The organism is Paenibacillus sp. YSY-4.3 (assembly GCF_054767475.1).
In genome coordinates this window covers 155263-171019 of record NZ_BAABMC010000004.1, presented here as the reverse complement: position 1 = coordinate 171019, position 15757 = coordinate 155263, and the positions used below count along the sequence as shown (strand labels likewise).

Sequence of the window (15757 nt, the reverse complement as noted above, 5' to 3'; positions counted from 1 at the left end):
CCATCGTCCGATTTATCGGCAGTAAAATGGGGACACGAAGCTCTCGCGTCCCCCATTAATACTTCCCCTTATCATTCATTCAGGCAACACAAACAGTACTTCCACATATGCCGCTTTGTTTAATATGCCGCCCAGAGTTACAAATGCGATCCTCCAGTTGCATCGAGCATTTGCCCCGTGATCCACCTTCCATCCGGCGACGCCGCGAAGGCGACGATGTCCGCGATATCCGCTGGCTCACCGACGCGTCCAAACACAGACATCTCCTCGGCAGACTTACGGCCATCAGGTGTGTGCAGCCATGATGCGTTGACGTCCGTATCAACAATGCCGGGCATGACTGCGTTCACGGTGATCCCCCGCGGTCCCAGAAGCTTTGCCAAATGCAGGGTGAACGTATTGAGTGCACCTTTCGTTAGGTTGTAGGCCAAAATATGCGGATAGGCGATGCGCGTCACCCCGGATGAGATATTGATGATACGACCGCCGTCCCTCAAGCGTTCCAGCGATTGCTGCACTAGGAAAAACGGCGCTTTAACGTTGACCGCAAATAGCCTGTCGAAGTCCTCCTCGCTCGTCTCTCCAAATGACGGGGAGGTACCGATGCCGGCATTGTTGACTAAAATATCGAATGATTTGCTGCCCGTCCTGCGCAGAAGCTCCTCATCCAGCTGCTGAAGGAGCATGCCGACGCCGTCCCTTGAATCCAGTTCCGCACCGATGACAAAGGCTGAGCCGCCCGCTGCTTCAATCGCGGAGAGCGTCTCCTCCGCCGCGTCTCTCCGTGTACCGTAATGAACGGCAACAAGCGCGCCATCCGCGGCGAGACGCAGTGCAATCGCTCTCCCGATCCCTCGGCTGGCTCCCGTAACGACCGCGATTTGCCCTTTCAAACGTTTCAACGTCATATGAATCCACTCCTTATCCTTTTCTTGTTTTCAGGATAATCCCTCCCCGTAAGGGGAGAGTCAAGAGTAGATCCGCGAACTTCCTTTAGATTCGCTCGACCGGTACAACCGCCTCTGCCATTCGATACTGGCCATAGATATCTTTGTCTGACGTCAGATAGATCTCCCTGAATGGAATCTGCTCGATCGGCCGGTATCCCTCACTAGCAATCCATACCCCTAGCGCTTCAATCGCCTTACAATCGTCTATATACGGATTGCATTGATGGATATAAGATGCCGCTTCTTTTATGCCAGGCAACTGATGAATCATCACTCTGCCGCTACTCTGAATCGATTTTGGGATAGAAATTGCCACCTCGATGTCCGAAGGCTCTTCGCCGCAATCGGCTCTGCTGTGCCAGACGATCGTCAACCTGCCATCTGGCTCTTCGCCATGCGAGCCGACATACTGCTTCAATTCATCGAGCAGCAGACACAGTTGACTCCTCGGCAAAGTTTCGCGGATGGAAGCAACCAGAACCGGCTCCAGACTTCGGAACAGAAACGTTCCCTCCTTGGCCGCCGCGCCATCCCATGCGATCCGGTCGAGCCGCTCGTCAACCTCCGCGATTTGCCTCTGAGCCTCTTCAATTTGCCGCTCCAGCTCCTTCCGCTTCTCCAGCAGCATGCGCTCCGCATCCATCGGAGAGGCGGGGCCGATTAACAGCGGCCGCATTGCCTCGAGTGTCAGACCCTGCTCCTTGAACCCCGCAATGCGGCGGAGGGTCAAGAGCTGGTCCGCTCTATAATAACGATACCCCGATTCTTCATCCACCCGTACAGGCTTTAGTAAGCCGAGTTCATCATAATGGCGCAATGTCTTCACGGTAACGCCGCCCAGTTTCGCGAACGCTCCAATTTTGAACATGCAGACACCTCTTTTTTACTTCTGACTCAACATCCGTCTTATATCAGCTACCTCTTCATCATCAGGCTCCTGTCCACCGTATCTAACCAGGTAATAAAGCTTGATTAACGGCTCTATAGCGGCCTTGTGGGCAGCCTGCCCAGACTTCCTTCTCTGATTCTTCTTATCATCATGGGGCAGCATATCCCGGGCCATTTCCAACGGAGTAAGCCCAGGCCTCCATTCGCAGCCTTCATTGAGCCTGGCTAAGAGAAAACGCCGATACAAGAAGCGTATTCTCTCTTGATTGCTGTGCATATCCTCGTATCGCTCCTGGCGCTTGCCGAACCGGGCCAGAGCATCCCTCCATTGACCCCATTTCTGCCGCTTCTCTTCCCAGGAGAAGATCGAGCTCTCCTCGTCACGATAGCCAGCGCTTTCGCCAGCCCGATCACGCCGACGCAGCAGGGCCAGGAGGCGGCCGATACTCCGCTTCCAGAAGCCCCCTGCATTTTTATACAACAAGTAAAGTGCAAATACGACGATGGCCGCGACCACAGCGCCGCCGATCACATAGAAGAGAATATCTAGAATTTGCGATAACAGACCCGGCTTTTGTACTTCCTCCGGAATAAACATCACCGGTGGCTCCTGGAGTTCTTCCGGCTGCGGCGCCTTCGGTTCTCCAGATGAACGCGTAATCCAGGCGACAATATGCCTGATGATCTCCAGCAGCATATGGCCGATCCAACGCCCGGCCCCCGCTGCAAACAGAACAATGAGCCCCAAAATAATGACGATAAAAACGGTATTATGCCGGCGCAAGCCCCTCGGCAGCGGAGATGCTGATTTATTAGCCAACGTTGTATAACGCAAGTATTCATAATTTGTCACAAACAGCGCGATTCCCAGGCAGGCCGCACCCAGCCAGGTAATTAGACCAAGCTCTCCGCGCAGCAGAGCAATTCTTGAATAAGCGATTCCAGCGGCAAAATATAGCGCGGTCCCATACCAGTACAGCCTGGCCTCCCCTGCCCGCGCGGCAACCGTCATCCCTTGCAGCGCAAACAACGCCGCGCCGAGACCGATCAAGGAGGACAGCCCCTCTCCTCCGGTTCCTATGAAAATAGCAACGCACGCAGCGCCAATCAGGACTGCGATCCCAAGCTTTTTCCACAAGATCGATACATAACTGTGAATAGCCGCACCGAGAGAAGAAATTAACGGCAGGATCATCATCCAGCCTAAGGGCAAATACTGCGGGCTTAGCAGGATAATTGCAGCAAGATAGAGCGGCATCAGCACCACTATCTCGCCAAGGCAGGACAAGCATAGTTTCAATGTCCTTATTATGTAATTGTCACCCTCATTCTCCATTAGAAATGCCCTCCATCGCCATCATCATCGGGAATAATCATCCATTCGACTCCATTTCCCCGACGCAGCAGTTGATCGGCTGCCTTGCTCAGCTTCTCGCCCTGATGGCAGGTAATAAGTAAATAATCCGTATCTACGGGCTCCTCACTCAGTACCTCTTCGAGCAAGGTCGGCATGGAAACCGTTCGGTCGAGGACCAGTCTGGCCAATGTCGTCAGCAAGAGCTCCAACTGGTCCGCAGCGGCGGAGGGGCCGATGGTGACGGATTGTCTTGGTCCATCGATCAGATGTCCATTGCAGATGAAGCCCGTCTCAATCCCGCTGCGCAGCGCCTGATCAGCAACGGTAGCGGCATACCTGATCCCTAGCTCAATCCGCTGTGGATCATTAATATTGCGCCACATCGTGTCGCTATCCTCCAAATTGAGACAGATGATTAACCGATGATCGGCCGTATAGTCGCGCTTATGAACCTGCATAGTTCCCGTACGAGCGGTGGCCTTCCAATTGATCGATCCCATGGCATCTCCGGAACGGTATTCGCGGATCCCCGAAGTCAAGAACGGGTCCTCCACAATCCAGCGCTGCACCGCCAGCTCCCCAATCCAGCTATGATTCGGCAGCGGCAGTTCCTGCAAAGCCAAGATTTGTGGGTATACCAGCAGTTCCAGATGAAGCGGAAATTTCTGTGCTCTGGAGCTTAGCCCTAGCGGATCGCCTGTCGTCAGCGTAGCCGAATCAAGGCGGAAGAGGCCGCGCCGCGCGCACGTCACCTGATGATGTCTCTTAATCCGGCGATAAGGACGAAGATAGAATAGACTGATATGATTCTGATAAATATCACCAGAGTATATATCCAGATTGGCCTGGTCACCGAACCGGAGCCCAGTCTGGATGCTCGACTCCAATCGCAGCCAGGGAAGCGGCAGCCATTTCGCATTGGAGATAACCTCCACCATTTCAACCGTATCCCCCTCGAATACCGCATCCTTTGTGAAGTAACGGGTATAAGTCAGCCCTCTCATCGCCCCTCGCTGATACACAAGCGACAGCACTCCGATCAGAATGCAAGCGCTAATCATCAACCAGGTTAATTGCATATCTCCACCTACTTCCCTCTTCCTGCCATTACATCCTCCGCAGGAACCTCCACTTCACTGAGCACTTGACGCACTACAGCATCTCCTTGCTGATCATCAGGACGGAGTCCACGGCGTACCAGCAGACGATGGGCCAACACCGGCTCGGCAACCCGTTTGATATCATCCGGCGTGACATAATCACGGCCTTGAAGCAGAGCGATTCCCTGCGAGGCACGCAACAAAGCACTGCTCGCCCGTGGACTAGCGCCCAGCCTCACATCGGGATGTCTCCGGGTAGCCTCAGTAAGACGAACCATGTATCCCAGCAAATCCCTGGACACGCTGATTCCAGCCACAAACCGCTGCGCAGCAGCAACTTCCACACCCGCAGCTACGGGGCCTAACTCTTGCAGCGGGCTTTGCACCTGGAACCGCTGCAAGATGTCTACGCCCTCTTCAAGCGTAGGATAACCGACCTCAATACGCATCAGGAAGCGGTCAAGCTGAGCTTCGGGGAGCGGGAATGTTCCCTGGTTATCGATCGGATTCTGAGTCGCCATAACGAAGAACGGTCTGGCCAATTCATGGGTCACGCCGTCTATAGTTACCTGCCGTTCCTCCATGCATTCCAATAGACTGGACTGAGTCCGTGGTGTGGCCCGGTTAATCTCATCGGCCAGCAATACTTGAGTGAACACAGGGCCTGGTCTGAACTCAAACTCACTCGTCTTCTGGTTATAGAAATTGATTCCGCTCAGATCAGAGGGTAATAAATCGGGGGTAAATTGGATTCTCTTAAACTGTCCGTCGAGTGATCGGGCCAGAGCCTTGGCCATAAGCGTTTTGCCCGTCCCAGGAACATCCTCCAGCAGCACATGTCCATTGCCGAACAAGGAAGCCAGCAACAGTTCAATCACTTCTTCCTTCCCTACGATCACTTGGCTGATATTGGCGTGAATCCGCTTCGATATGGATACCGCTTCCTGTAAGTTCATCATTCCACCGCCTTAATAACTAGAGTTATGTTTGAACTACAACTTACCTTTTTTACCTACATAGTAGGTTTCTGCAGGTCCCAGATAGCTGTCTGCAGGTTTCTTGCCTACTGGATAAATGACCAGTTTTTCCAATACAAACCCTGGACTTACGGCAAAAATCCTCAATGTATTTAACCCTTCCCGGCAATGTACTCCCGTGCTGTGCCTGCGAATGTGATCAAGCACGCCTTTGGCCCAATTCTCGTCATCCACCCGATACCCCTCAGGAAGTGTATTGACTACGCTAATCTCTTCCTCATTGACTTGGATTCCGCACAATAACGTTCCTTCATTTGTCACTGGATTGGACGGCTGCATATAGAGCTCCACCTCATACTCTCCGCCTTCCTGTACCATGAAATGATATTCTAGATAAGGTGCGTCTTCACCTGCCGTAAAATATTCTGTTGTTGGGAAGGCCTTCAGCCCTGATAAGGTCTTGCCATATCCGTGAATCACTTCAAATCTGCTAACTGCCCCATTCTCCTTGGCGGCTTCCTTGTTTAGAGCATAATGTTCAGCTTCTATGGAAATATACCTATTCGTTTCTACAAAGGTCATATTAGGCAGCTCAATAAAATCATGGTTAGACGCGTTTACCATAATTGTACAGGTGCCTACTGGCATTTCAATAACAATATGGCCTTCTGTCTCGCCATTCATCGTGCAGCGGTCAATTTTTACATGAATAACTTCCGTAGTTTTCTCTTTTCCGTCCAGACTCCCGCTCGTGCTAGAACACGTCAGCCACGGGTGTTTGCATGTAATCTTATATTCCGCAGGAAGATCGCTGATGCTGGATATCGTAAATGAGGCTTCCTCAACATCTGGCTGTAAAAAATCATTCATCACTAATTTATTAATATGCCAGGCGCTTCCTTCACTGCGCTGAGTCGTTCCATCTACAGTTACCAATAATCTAGGTTTATTCGCAGGCAAAACATGCATAAGAATCGGATTTTGAGCCTCGTCTTCATTCCATTGCGTAAAGCCAATATGCTCGGAGAGCCCCATGCCGTACCACCTGCCATGATCCATCGTATGGAACTGGTCCACAAGCTCCCTATCTTTCTTCATGCATTCTCGAATCTGCTCCGCAAGCCTGTTAGCTTCTATTTCACCAAGCTTGGCTTTGTAATGGTTTTTACCTGTGAGCAGCCACACTTTCTGCAAATTGAGGTTCCCGACAGCCGGATAATAAACTAGCGCAAAATAAACCGGCAAATCCGCTTCATCCACCGTCTCAACCAGTTCATTCGCCACATCCAGAAGGTGGTCGATTTGATGCAGCATATCATCCGTTTCCTTGTAATTTACCGGGTGATATACATTTGAATTCATATGCTCGGGTCTGCGCTGATGGGCAATCCGGGTATAACCTGTCATCAGCTCAAAAATTCGGGTCATCTCATCCTCATTGAACACGCCAGCAAACTGCTTTCGAATCCATTGCTTCGTATAGTGATCCGTCTTATTTATGGCATGGGTTCCCCATTGCTCAAAATCATAGGCCAAATCCAGGAAATAAGATAACGGGAATTCTTGAGTTGCAATATCCCCCACATTGACGATCCAAAGATCACGGATGCCAAAGTCGTAGGCCATCGTCATCTGTTCCCAGATCTTCGGGAGGTAAGAGCTGTTAATCCATTCATAAGAGATCGGCCCACCATGGTAATCGAAATGATAATACATCCCATAACCACCTGTATGGCTGCGCATTTCTTCCGTTGGCAGGGTCCGAAGATTGCCGTGATTATCATCGCAGAGCATAAGGATGACGTCCTCCAGCTCCTCGGAGTTGATTAAGCCCGGCGTTTTCTCATCTCCATAAAAGAACGGCTCCACTTCTTTATACAAAGCCAGCATTCTGGGCACTTCGGAAAGGTTAGGATGGATCTGCTCCCGAATCAACCGATTTTGGGTCTGCAATACCTCCCGCAGCAGCTGGATATTGTCCGCCAGCGTAGCTTCATTACCCATGATCGCCGTATCCGCTTCTCCTCGCATCCCGACCGTAATCACGCTCTCAAATTTACCGCTCCGCTTCAGACCGTCTTCCCAAAACTTCGTAATCCCTTCTCGGTTCGTGGTGAAATTCCAGGCGTCTCCATAAATCGAATCCTTTCCGCGGAGATATTTATATTCCTCTCCATAACGCAAGCAAGGCTCATGATGAGAAGCCCCCATGACAACGCCATATTCATCCGCCAGTTCCGCATTAGCCAGGCCAGGGCCATCATCATAGAATCGGGCTGACCACATCGCAGGCCAGAGATAATTCCCCTTCAATCTCAGCAGCAATTCAAACACATGCTCATACATTTCCGCATTAAACCCGCCGAAATTTTTCATGGTCCAATTGCCAAACGCCGGCCATTCATCATTGATAAAAAAGCCGCGAAAACGAACAGAGGGTTCCTTAGAGATATATTTTAAATCCTCAATCAGAGAAAAGGCTGCTTTGCGCTGTGGCTTCACATTGGCCCAGTCCACCAACGGAGAAACCCCAAGCTGCTCCGACAGATGAAACAAACCGTAGATCGTACCGCGTTTATCACTGCCTGCAATGACTAATGCTTTTTCAACACCTTCAAAGGGACGGTCAATAACTTGAAATAAGAACACTTCCCTCTTTCCCCGGATTTCTGACAAATTAATCAGCTGTTTTTCTTCAAGCTCGAGAAGCATAAGACTGTGACCCACGGTGCCATACAGAATAGCATTCTTCCCAAGCTGACTTCTGTCTGTGGTGGCCTGCGGTGCATAACCAAATACCAGTTCCACATCATGCATCACTTTTTGAGCGATCTTATTCACGCCGCTGAAAGCTTCCTCTTCCCGGTAAAATAACGCGCCTGACATGGATGTACCGTCTTTTGAAGCGGTTACATTTCTTAAAATCTCTTGAGAAATTATGAATTCCATAGTGACTTCCTTTCTGCTGCTTTTTTTTATTCAGTTTATGCTCTCTTCATTTAATTACAGCAAAGTATACATTAGATTCGTTGTTAAAAGGTATATACTAACTTAAGATAAAGGCTTGAAAATTAAACAAGTTTAAAGGAGAACGAGAGGAATGACCGAAGTTTCCAGTTGGAAAACAGGCGCTTGTGGACATAAATTTATAGCTTCCTTTAGCGGAGGAAAGGACAGCACGCTAGCCTTGTACAAAGCGATGAAGATTGGAGAGGCCATTGGACTTATCGTGATGTTAGAAGAAGAAGGGCACCGCTCCCGGTCCCATGGCTTGCCTCCAGCGTTCTTGCAAGCTCAAGCGGAGTCTATAGGGTTACCCCTACATACCGCAGCTTCAGGCTGGGCAGATTACGAAGAAAACTTTATAAGGTTGCTGGAAAACGCTAAAGACCAAGGGGCAGAGGTGTTAGTAACCGGGGATCTGGATATGCCTGCTCATAGGTGCTGGCACGACAAGGTGACTAAAGCTGCTGGATTAAAGCTTGGCATGCCTCTATGGGAGATGAATCATCGAGACGTTGTTGAAGAATTCATTCATCTTGGATTCGTTACAGTGATCGTTACAGTGAACGTATCGTTAGGCATGAAAGAGAAAGATCTAGGGCGGGTGCTGACTCTAGATTATGTGAAGGAGCTCGAGGCCCGCGGAATTGACCCCTGCGGAGAAGGTGGAGAGTTCCATACGGCCGTCATCAATGGCCCTATATTCAATATGCCAATCTCCGTAAACAAAGGTAATATCATTCGTAACGGCGAGTATGCTTTCCTGCCATTGGAACTGGTAACGAGAACGTGAACTTGGTAGGATAACCCGATAGTCGACTATGAACAGATATTATAACGAAGTTTAAGGACCATCCTTCGTGGATGGCCCTTCATTGAGTTCGCTTTTCTTGAACTATCGTTAACCGTTAAGAAGCTTCTCTTAGAAACCGCCTCTAGAATGTATGATTTGGCCAGTAATCCATTGGGAATCATCGCTTGCCAGAAAAGCGATCAGACGAGCCGCATCTTCCGGAAGACCAATTCGGCCCATCGGAAATTGCGGCAGCAGTGCATTCCTCACCTCTTCGGACATCCAGCCAGAATCGGTAGGGCCGGGATCGACCGCGTTGACCGTAATGTGAAGCGGGGCCAGCTCTGCGGCCAGGGATTCGGTAAACACGGAGATGGCCCCTTTGGTCGCGGCATAGGCAAGATTGCCAGGCATCGGGCCCTTCCCTTGGCCGGAAGTAAGGTTGATGATCCGGCCGCCGAGTACACGATTCGAGGAGCGAGCGTTGTTCTCGGTCTCGAGCATGCGGGCGAATTCGGCGGATAACATAAAGGTTCCCCTCATGTTTACAGCACAGTGAGCATCGATAAGAGACTCGCTTAATTGGCGGAAATCAGCATCAACGCTATACGTCGCATTATTGACGAGGATCGTGGGAAGACCAACCCTTTTCCGGACCTCCTCCAACAAATAAGACGCGGAGCCCGGTACGGCGAGATCCAATTTCATATGTGCAGCTTGAACGCCCAATAGCCGCAGTTCTCCTGCGAAAGAATCGGGCCAATTCTCATCAGCATCCTGTGGGTAAAATTCTTTCTCGTAATCATACAAATGTGTAAAGAACAGGCTTGCGCCTTCGTTAGCCAATGCCCGGCAGATCGCAGCCCCAATTCCGCCTGGACGACTCACCCCCGTGACGATGGCTATTTTATTGTGTAATTTGGTCATTTTCGATATACCTCCCGTTAAGAGAAGACGTGAGCGCCGTTGGAGATGAATTCATCCCGCCGCTAAACAAAAAAGCGGAAACCGTACGAATGAAATAGGGATAGGGGTCCATCTGGAACTCCGCCTCTCGATCATCAAGAACCGTCACGCGAATGGGGTGTATCTCCGGAATTTCCATCGAAGGGTACCAGCCGATCGACAAATCCCCCAGGATAAACATCCCTTGGTCATCTCCCAGCATCTGAAACATCCTCCCGTCTCCAAAATAAGGAGATACGTCAAGACGAGTCTCTAGGCACCGTATCACTTCCGGTACTTCTCCTCGAAGCGGCAAGCCAATCTCGCTGATATTTAGAATCGATGCGGAATCGAAGGACTCCTCCGAGGTATTTCCCATGCGGTGCCTCGCAATGAACTCGATCAGATTACCCGAAGGATCCTTAAAATAGAAGGCATGCGCATCCGTTCCCTCGAAGTAAGCGATATTTTCGTTCGCTTGGATCCCTGCGCCCGGAATAGGAATGGCGGGAAGCACCGAACAGCCTCTGGCCATCAGCCAGCTCTTCGCTTCGAGTATCCTATTCTCGGGGATGTTCATTGCCAAATGGTACGAAGGCAGATACCCCTGCCGCTCTTCACGAACAAAAGTCAATCGGGTCTCCCCGGCCATGAATGTGACCGATTGTTCCGCTTCACCCACACAGGCTAATCCGAGTTGATCCGTATAGAACTCCTTCATCTCGGATAAGCAGGCGGTTCTCAGTTCTAATTCGATGATTCTCATCCTATCATCCCCTCCAAATGCTTGAGTTTATCGGGATTGGCAACGGCATAGACAGTCTGGATTCGGCCAGCCGACGACCCGAACGAGTATACATAAGCAATGCATCCGCTAATCCTCGTCACAATGCCCGGACTTCCATTTACCGTTTCAATCGTATAGGAATAATCGCTATCAGACCGCCTGAACCAATTTATCCATTGACTATAGAATGGAATAACCCGTGAGACTCCGACGACCGGCTGTAACGCGGCATGGGCCTTGCCTCCGCCATCCGTATAGTGAACGGCGTCAGGAGACAGCAGCTGCAACAGGCGTTCGGTGTCTCCCGCGAGCAAGGCCTGGATGAAGTTCCGCACCTGCGCCTCCGAGACGGAGCTGGCCTCACTGTTCAGCGGTTCATGAGAGATACTCCTTTTGGCCCGATGGAAAATCTGCCTGCAGTTAAAGCTGCTTTTCCCCACAATATCGGCAATCTCGTCGTACGGATATTGAAAAATCTCACGCAGTAGGAACACCGCCCGCTCCATCGCGCTGAGCTGCTGCAGCAGCAGCAAATAGGCCGTCGAGATCGTCTCCTTCTGTTGAACAATCTCCGAGGGATCCCCGTGTGCTCCCTCGATTTCCACAAGCGGCTCCGGCAGCCAAGTCCCCATGTAAACTTCCCGCTGCTTCGCAGACGATTGCAGCAAGTTCAAGCAGCGGTTCGTAACAGCCTTGCATAAATAGGCCCTTACGTTTCGGATATTCGCATCCGAAGGCAGCCGATTCATCGCCAGAAAAGCTTCTTGCACGATATCCTCCGCATCCATAACGCTCCCCAGCATCCGATACGCCATTGAAAATAATAACGGCCGGTACGTCAGATACAGCTGTTCCGTTTCCATTCCGTCCTCCCTTCTAAACCTAACCGTTTAGTGCACGAGGATATGAAGTGCGGCTCGCTTCCCGCTCGCTGCCGATAGCAAGGGAGACTTGAGCATGGAACCAATCGCTATCATACTTTACATCCAAACGTGTTACCTCCTTCCGTCGTTGTCATTAAACAAGACAGGGAGGTATTCTGAAATGTGACAAACGGGAATTTGTCTTCCCGCATCTTCATTCATGATCGGTTACTTCTTGCCCCAAAGCTATGGCTGACTACTTCGCTCCATTCCCTCCAATTCTTGCTTCAGAAATTGAGAAAGCCTTTGGCTAGCCCGTTGGAACGGATATGCCGATACCTTGCACAGGATTCCGAAGGTTTCCGTATAATATCCTCGATAAATCATACTAAATTATCCTTCAAACGTTTGATTCTATGGTTCCTATATGAAAGTTCATGCACAATTGCTCAAATTAAAAAAAGAACAACGATTCAGTATGAATTTTCGAATAGAATCGACCTATGATCCGGTTCTTCACGCTGTCTGTAACGGCAAGTTATTCCCTCATTCCATATCAACCAATTGCATTCTCTCCGTGTCCCAGCGCCATGTTAAATCTCCATGCAGCCACAGACCACCGTACCACTCATTCATTCCCTTCACTGTCACCCAGTCCTTTACTCCCATCGCTACTTCCATCCCTACCTCCGTTAATGCAACTTCGCAATTTTCAAAGGATGGGGTAGCTTTCTTTCGATAATCGGGAAAAGACTCAGAACCCCGTAGCTCTAATAGTGCATTCGGTCGCTCCGACATACTCCGTAGTCGATACCCATATTCCAAATCACCCATTCCAAGCACACTCAAGCGGTTTCCGATCTCTTTAAATAGCTCTCGCGGGGTATTCACCCCTTGCCTGATCAGCTCCAAAGTGGTTTGCTCTACAATCCCCAGTCCATTCTTTGCGGATGGCAAGCGGGATACGTGCAGTTCAAGTGCGGCGCGAGCGAAGGGCAGTGCCGATGTATCTTCATGCAAAATTTCAACATGCCTTTCTACATCCGGCGAAGCGTATGCCTTCCAGATCCTGCTGCCTGTCTCAAGTTCCTTCTGTCCGATACTCTGCCACGTACCTGCCAATGTTTCCAACTGCTTGATTGTAAGCTGGCCCAATCCTCGAAACAAATCAATACCCGGGTAGTCGCCGATACACAGCAAATTTAGCTTTGTATGCCCTAGTTCCCGCTTTGAGAACCAATGCAACAAATAACTTAACATGAGCTGATCAAACAGATCATGCTCGAACCATAGTACGATCTCATCGTATTTGTGGAAGTTTTGCAAAGTCTGTTCCTGCGACTTCTGATAGGTCACATAGTCATCTGCCGGAATGCCCAAGGTTCTCTCCAAATATTCCACTCTTGGCGAACTCGGATGGGGCTCGTCCATTTCGACGAATACCGGACCTACCGGATACACTTCTCTCCAAACCAGAATATCCCCGGGGATATTCCCCCTTCTCAACTTATCACCGACAATATCTCCGTTGACGATATGAAGCATCTAAACTCCCCCTTCGTAATTTCATTGAATTGAACATTATTATCGAAAATCTCTGATTCTGCTTAGATATTCCTCTCCAACAATGTCCCCAATTGCTTGGCTAAAACTTGAGGAGTGACGGGTCTTTCATGAGTAAACCACCATTCCACGACCCCCAACTGAGCAGAGGCAATAAATTGAACGAGTACCTCCGCAAGTAATCCCTGATTTTTACCTTCGGTTACATCCACTTCCTGCCTCAACTCTTCAACCAGGAAATTCTGGAATCGGTTGCGAAAATACGGAGCGCCTTTACTCGCTAACATCGTGGAAAAAAAGGAGTAATTACTATCAAAATATTCTGCCCAGATGAGCGTCGCACCAACTAAATCCAAATCTGCCGCTGATTCGCACAACCCTCTAAGTTCGTTAATATGCGATTCAATCAGCTTGTCCAGCAGATCGAATTTGTCCGTATAATGAAGGTAAATCGTACCGCGACTGACGTTCGCTCTGTCTGATAGATCCTGAATCGTAATATTATCTAGATTTTTTTGAGCCATCAATTCAAGGATCGCATTCTTTAACGCTGCCTGTGTTTTCTGTATTCGTCGATCGACTTTAGCCATTTCAGCGTTCACCATTCTTTCTATAGATGCTATACAAAAATCATTGATCTGTTCACTATTTAACAAATCCAGTTACTTTAACAATTGTATGTTTTTCAGTTCTGTCTAAAATTATATACATATGTCTATTTGTATACCCATATTCAATAATTAATTATAGTTTAGTAGTTGAAGACATAAAGGGGAAGGAAATGTGAAAGCAATATGATTCCAGTATTCGGCGGCAACCCAAGTAAGGACCAAAAAGAACGATATAGCAAGCTTGATAACTATGTAAAAGGGAAGTTTGTTAACCAGGTGCCCACCAATCTAGCTATGAGTGCATCCGATTATTTCTCTCTAATCAAGAATTCGATTTCAAAGACTAAGGATCGCAGGCCTTCTGGTAAGCTTCCTATTGCAAAATTGGACTGGAACAAAATCAAAAGTGAAGAAGATAGCCTAACTTGGTTTGGACATTCTGCTTTTTTACTCAGTATCGATAATAAAAAACTTCTTGTAGACCCGATGCTGGGGCCAGTGGCGTCGCCTGTTTCTTTTGCAGGAAGTAAACGCTACAGCAAAGATTTACTATATGTTATTGATGAAATACCGCCGATCGATGCAGTTTTGATTACCCATGATCACTACGATCACTTAGACTATCCCTCTATACACAAGCTAAAGAACAAAGTTGGACATTTTTTCGTTCCTTATGGTGTAAGTGCTCACTTGACCCGTTGGGGTGTTGCAAAAGAAAAAATCACTGAGCTGAATTGGTGGGATGAAACGGAGTTTCAAGGTTTAACCCTTGCATTGACTCCGTCCAAACACTTTTCTGGCAGAGGACTCCTTAATCGGGATACAACTTTATGGGGCGGATGGGTCATTCTTGGGAAGAGAACCCGTTTCTTTACCAGCGGCGATGGCGGCTACGATACGCATTTTAAGGAGATTGGAAAAAAGTATGGACCATTTGATCTTACATTGATTGAAGGGGGACAGTATGACTCGCACTGGTCTTGGGTTCATATGACCCCTGAAGAAGCTGTAAAGGCTCATAAAGATGCAAATGGGAAAAATATGATGTTAATACATTGGGGAGCTTTTACTCTTGCTTATCATGGTTGGACGGAACCGATCGAACGAGCCCTAATCGAGGCTAAGAAAGCAGATGTGAACCTAATTGCTCCTCATATTGGCGATACCGTTGCATTGAATGAGGAGATGCCTCTTCCTGCCTCGTCATGGTGGATTACTTCAAACAAGCTTGCTGACTAAAACGAATTTTTCAAGCACTGTATAACATCCTGACGAATGCTATCTACTATACGAATCCCGGCGGACAAATCCGAGTCCTTGTTGAAACGGCACAGCTGCCCAACCAGGAGCAGCCCTATGCCCAAATCCGCATCGAAGACAGTGGTGTCGGCATATCCGAAGAGGAGCTCCCTCATATCTTCAACCGATTCTAAAGAGCGGACCCTTCCAGGGCTCGTCCCAGCGGCGGGACCGGTTTGGGGCTTGCGATTGCGCAGCAAAACATCCTTGCCCATCGGGGCTGGATTGAGGTGGAAAGCGTGTTGGGTGAGGGTTCGGTGTTCACGATCTATTTACCAGTATGAGGTATGAAGGAGGTTTTCCACGATGGCATCTTCACAAAAAACATTAAGAACTTGCGATAAAGGACACCAATACTATAAAAGCAGTGATTGCCCAACCTGTCCGGTTTGTGAACAAGACACGAAACCGGACAGCGGATTCCTTTCACTTCTTTCGAGTCCTGCCAGACGAGCATTAGAGCACCACGGAATCACCACTTTACAAAAGCTATCAGTCTTTACTGAACGCGAGATATTGCAACTCCACGGTGTGGGGCCGCGTTCAATGCCAATACTTAGGGATGCTTTGCACTCCCAAGGCTTAACGTTCAAGCCTAGCGACAAAACACCAAAGTAAAAT

14 protein-coding genes and 1 pseudogene are annotated in these 15757 nt (G+C 49.1%); 4 read left to right on the top strand and 11 right to left on the bottom strand.

Going from position 1 to position 15757, the window contains the following annotated elements:
- Window positions 1-137: 137 nt before the first annotated feature.
- The 6 genes from ACYUJT_RS15195 to ACYUJT_RS15170 all read right to left on the bottom strand — a co-directional run bounded on the left by ACYUJT_RS15195 (window position 138) and on the right by ACYUJT_RS15170 (window position 8221).
- Window positions 138-908: an SDR family oxidoreductase gene (locus ACYUJT_RS15195; RefSeq protein ID WP_460323643.1), complete on the bottom strand. Its 771-nt coding sequence runs from the start codon at window positions 906-908 to the stop codon at window positions 138-140.
- An 85-nt stretch (window positions 909-993) separates the two neighbouring features.
- Window positions 994-1818 carry a MerR family transcriptional regulator gene (locus tag ACYUJT_RS15190; RefSeq protein WP_460323641.1) on the bottom strand — a complete coding sequence of 275 codons (825 nt, stop codon included), beginning with the start codon at window positions 1816-1818 and terminating at the stop codon, window positions 994-996.
- A 15-nt stretch (window positions 1819-1833) separates the two neighbouring features.
- Window positions 1834-3138 carry a DUF4129 domain-containing protein gene (locus ACYUJT_RS15185; protein ID WP_460323639.1) on the bottom strand — a complete coding sequence of 435 codons (1305 nt, stop codon included), beginning with the start codon at window positions 3136-3138 and terminating at the stop codon, window positions 1834-1836.
- Window positions 3139-3173: 35 nt separating this feature from the next.
- On the bottom strand, window positions 3174-4274 hold the full coding sequence (locus ACYUJT_RS15180; protein WP_460323637.1) for a DUF58 domain-containing protein: 1101 nt from the start codon (window positions 4272-4274) through the stop codon (window positions 3174-3176).
- An 8-nt stretch (window positions 4275-4282) separates the two neighbouring features.
- The gene (locus ACYUJT_RS15175; RefSeq protein ID WP_460323635.1) at window positions 4283-5251 is read right to left on the bottom strand and encodes an AAA family ATPase; all 969 of its coding nucleotides are present in this window, start codon (window positions 5249-5251) and stop codon (window positions 4283-4285) included.
- 36 nt (window positions 5252-5287) lie between these two features.
- Window positions 5288-8221, bottom strand: coding sequence for a glycosyl hydrolase 115 family protein (locus ACYUJT_RS15170; protein WP_460323633.1), 2934 nt, complete (start codon window positions 8219-8221; stop codon window positions 5288-5290).
- A 151-nt stretch (window positions 8222-8372) separates the two neighbouring features.
- Between ACYUJT_RS15170 and ACYUJT_RS15165 the strand changes: the two genes are divergently transcribed.
- Entirely contained in the window at window positions 8373-9068 is a 696-nt protein-coding gene (locus ACYUJT_RS15165; protein ID WP_460323631.1) for a Dph6-related ATP pyrophosphatase, read from the top strand.
- Window positions 9069-9197: 129 nt separating this feature from the next.
- Here the strand turns inward: ACYUJT_RS15165 and ACYUJT_RS15160 are convergent, their stop codons facing one another.
- From ACYUJT_RS15160 to ACYUJT_RS15140, 5 genes are all read right to left on the bottom strand, one after another.
- The gene (locus tag ACYUJT_RS15160) at window positions 9198-9995 is read right to left on the bottom strand and encodes an SDR family oxidoreductase (RefSeq protein ID WP_460323629.1); all 798 of its coding nucleotides are present in this window, start codon (window positions 9993-9995) and stop codon (window positions 9198-9200) included.
- Window positions 9976-10779 (bottom strand): VOC family protein, encoded by an 804-nt coding sequence (locus tag ACYUJT_RS15155; RefSeq protein WP_460323627.1) that lies wholly within the window; start codon window positions 10777-10779, stop codon window positions 9976-9978. The genes ACYUJT_RS15160 and ACYUJT_RS15155 overlap by 20 nt, the downstream gene beginning before the upstream one ends.
- The gene (locus ACYUJT_RS15150) at window positions 10776-11663 is read right to left on the bottom strand and encodes an RNA polymerase sigma-70 factor (protein ID WP_460323625.1); all 888 of its coding nucleotides are present in this window, start codon (window positions 11661-11663) and stop codon (window positions 10776-10778) included. The genes ACYUJT_RS15155 and ACYUJT_RS15150 overlap by 4 nt, the downstream gene beginning before the upstream one ends.
- A gap of 546 nt (window positions 11664-12209) precedes the next feature.
- A complete protein-coding gene (locus tag ACYUJT_RS15145) occupies window positions 12210-13208 on the bottom strand; it encodes a DUF1835 domain-containing protein (RefSeq protein ID WP_460323623.1) in 999 nt (332 codons plus the stop codon).
- Between the two features lie 62 nt (window positions 13209-13270).
- Window positions 13271-13816 (bottom strand): TetR/AcrR family transcriptional regulator, encoded by a 546-nt coding sequence (locus ACYUJT_RS15140; protein WP_460323621.1) that lies wholly within the window; start codon window positions 13814-13816, stop codon window positions 13271-13273.
- A gap of 204 nt (window positions 13817-14020) precedes the next feature.
- Between ACYUJT_RS15140 and ACYUJT_RS15135 the strand changes: the two genes are divergently transcribed.
- From ACYUJT_RS15135 to ACYUJT_RS15125, 3 genes and pseudogenes are all read left to right on the top strand, one after another.
- Window positions 14021-15076: an MBL fold metallo-hydrolase gene (locus ACYUJT_RS15135; RefSeq protein WP_460323619.1), complete on the top strand. Its 1056-nt coding sequence runs from the start codon at window positions 14021-14023 to the stop codon at window positions 15074-15076.
- A gap of 5 nt (window positions 15077-15081) precedes the next feature.
- Window positions 15082-15420 (top strand): annotated as a pseudogene (locus ACYUJT_RS15130) (sensor histidine kinase).
- 22 nt (window positions 15421-15442) lie between these two features.
- Complete coding sequence (locus ACYUJT_RS15125) at window positions 15443-15754, top strand: RNA polymerase alpha subunit C-terminal domain-containing protein (RefSeq protein ID WP_460323617.1); 312 nt, start codon at window positions 15443-15445, stop codon at window positions 15752-15754.
- Window positions 15755-15757 lie beyond the last annotated feature (3 nt).

Excerpts from the sequence above, each read along its gene's own strand:
- ACYUJT_RS15195 (WP_460323643.1), bottom strand. The coding sequence starts at position 908 with ATGACGTTGAAACGTTTGAAAGGGCAAATCGCGGTCGTTACGGGAGCC.
- ACYUJT_RS15190 (WP_460323641.1), bottom strand. The coding sequence starts at position 1,818 with ATGTTCAAAATTGGAGCGTTCGCGAAACTGGGCGGCGTTACCGTGAAG.
- ACYUJT_RS15180 (WP_460323637.1), bottom strand. The coding sequence starts at position 4,274 with ATGCAATTAACCTGGTTGATGATTAGCGCTTGCATTCTGATCGGAGTG.
- ACYUJT_RS15175 (WP_460323635.1), bottom strand. The coding sequence starts at position 5,251 with ATGAACTTACAGGAAGCGGTATCCATATCGAAGCGGATTCACGCCAAT.
- ACYUJT_RS15170 (WP_460323633.1), bottom strand. The coding sequence starts at position 8,221 with ATGGAATTCATAATTTCTCAAGAGATTTTAAGAAATGTAACCGCTTCA.
- ACYUJT_RS15165 (WP_460323631.1), top strand. The coding sequence starts at position 8,373 with ATGACCGAAGTTTCCAGTTGGAAAACAGGCGCTTGTGGACATAAATTT.
- ACYUJT_RS15160 (WP_460323629.1), bottom strand. The coding sequence starts at position 9,995 with ATGACCAAATTACACAATAAAATAGCCATCGTCACGGGGGTGAGTCGT.
- ACYUJT_RS15155 (WP_460323627.1), bottom strand. The coding sequence starts at position 10,779 with ATGAGAATCATCGAATTAGAACTGAGAACCGCCTGCTTATCCGAGATG.
- ACYUJT_RS15150 (WP_460323625.1), bottom strand. The coding sequence starts at position 11,663 with ATGGAAACGGAACAGCTGTATCTGACGTACCGGCCGTTATTATTTTCA.
- ACYUJT_RS15145 (WP_460323623.1), bottom strand. The coding sequence starts at position 13,208 with ATGCTTCATATCGTCAACGGAGATATTGTCGGTGATAAGTTGAGAAGG.
- ACYUJT_RS15140 (WP_460323621.1), bottom strand. The coding sequence starts at position 13,816 with ATGGCTAAAGTCGATCGACGAATACAGAAAACACAGGCAGCGTTAAAG.
- ACYUJT_RS15135 (WP_460323619.1), top strand. The coding sequence starts at position 14,021 with ATGATTCCAGTATTCGGCGGCAACCCAAGTAAGGACCAAAAAGAACGA.
- ACYUJT_RS15125 (WP_460323617.1), top strand. The coding sequence starts at position 15,443 with ATGGCATCTTCACAAAAAACATTAAGAACTTGCGATAAAGGACACCAA.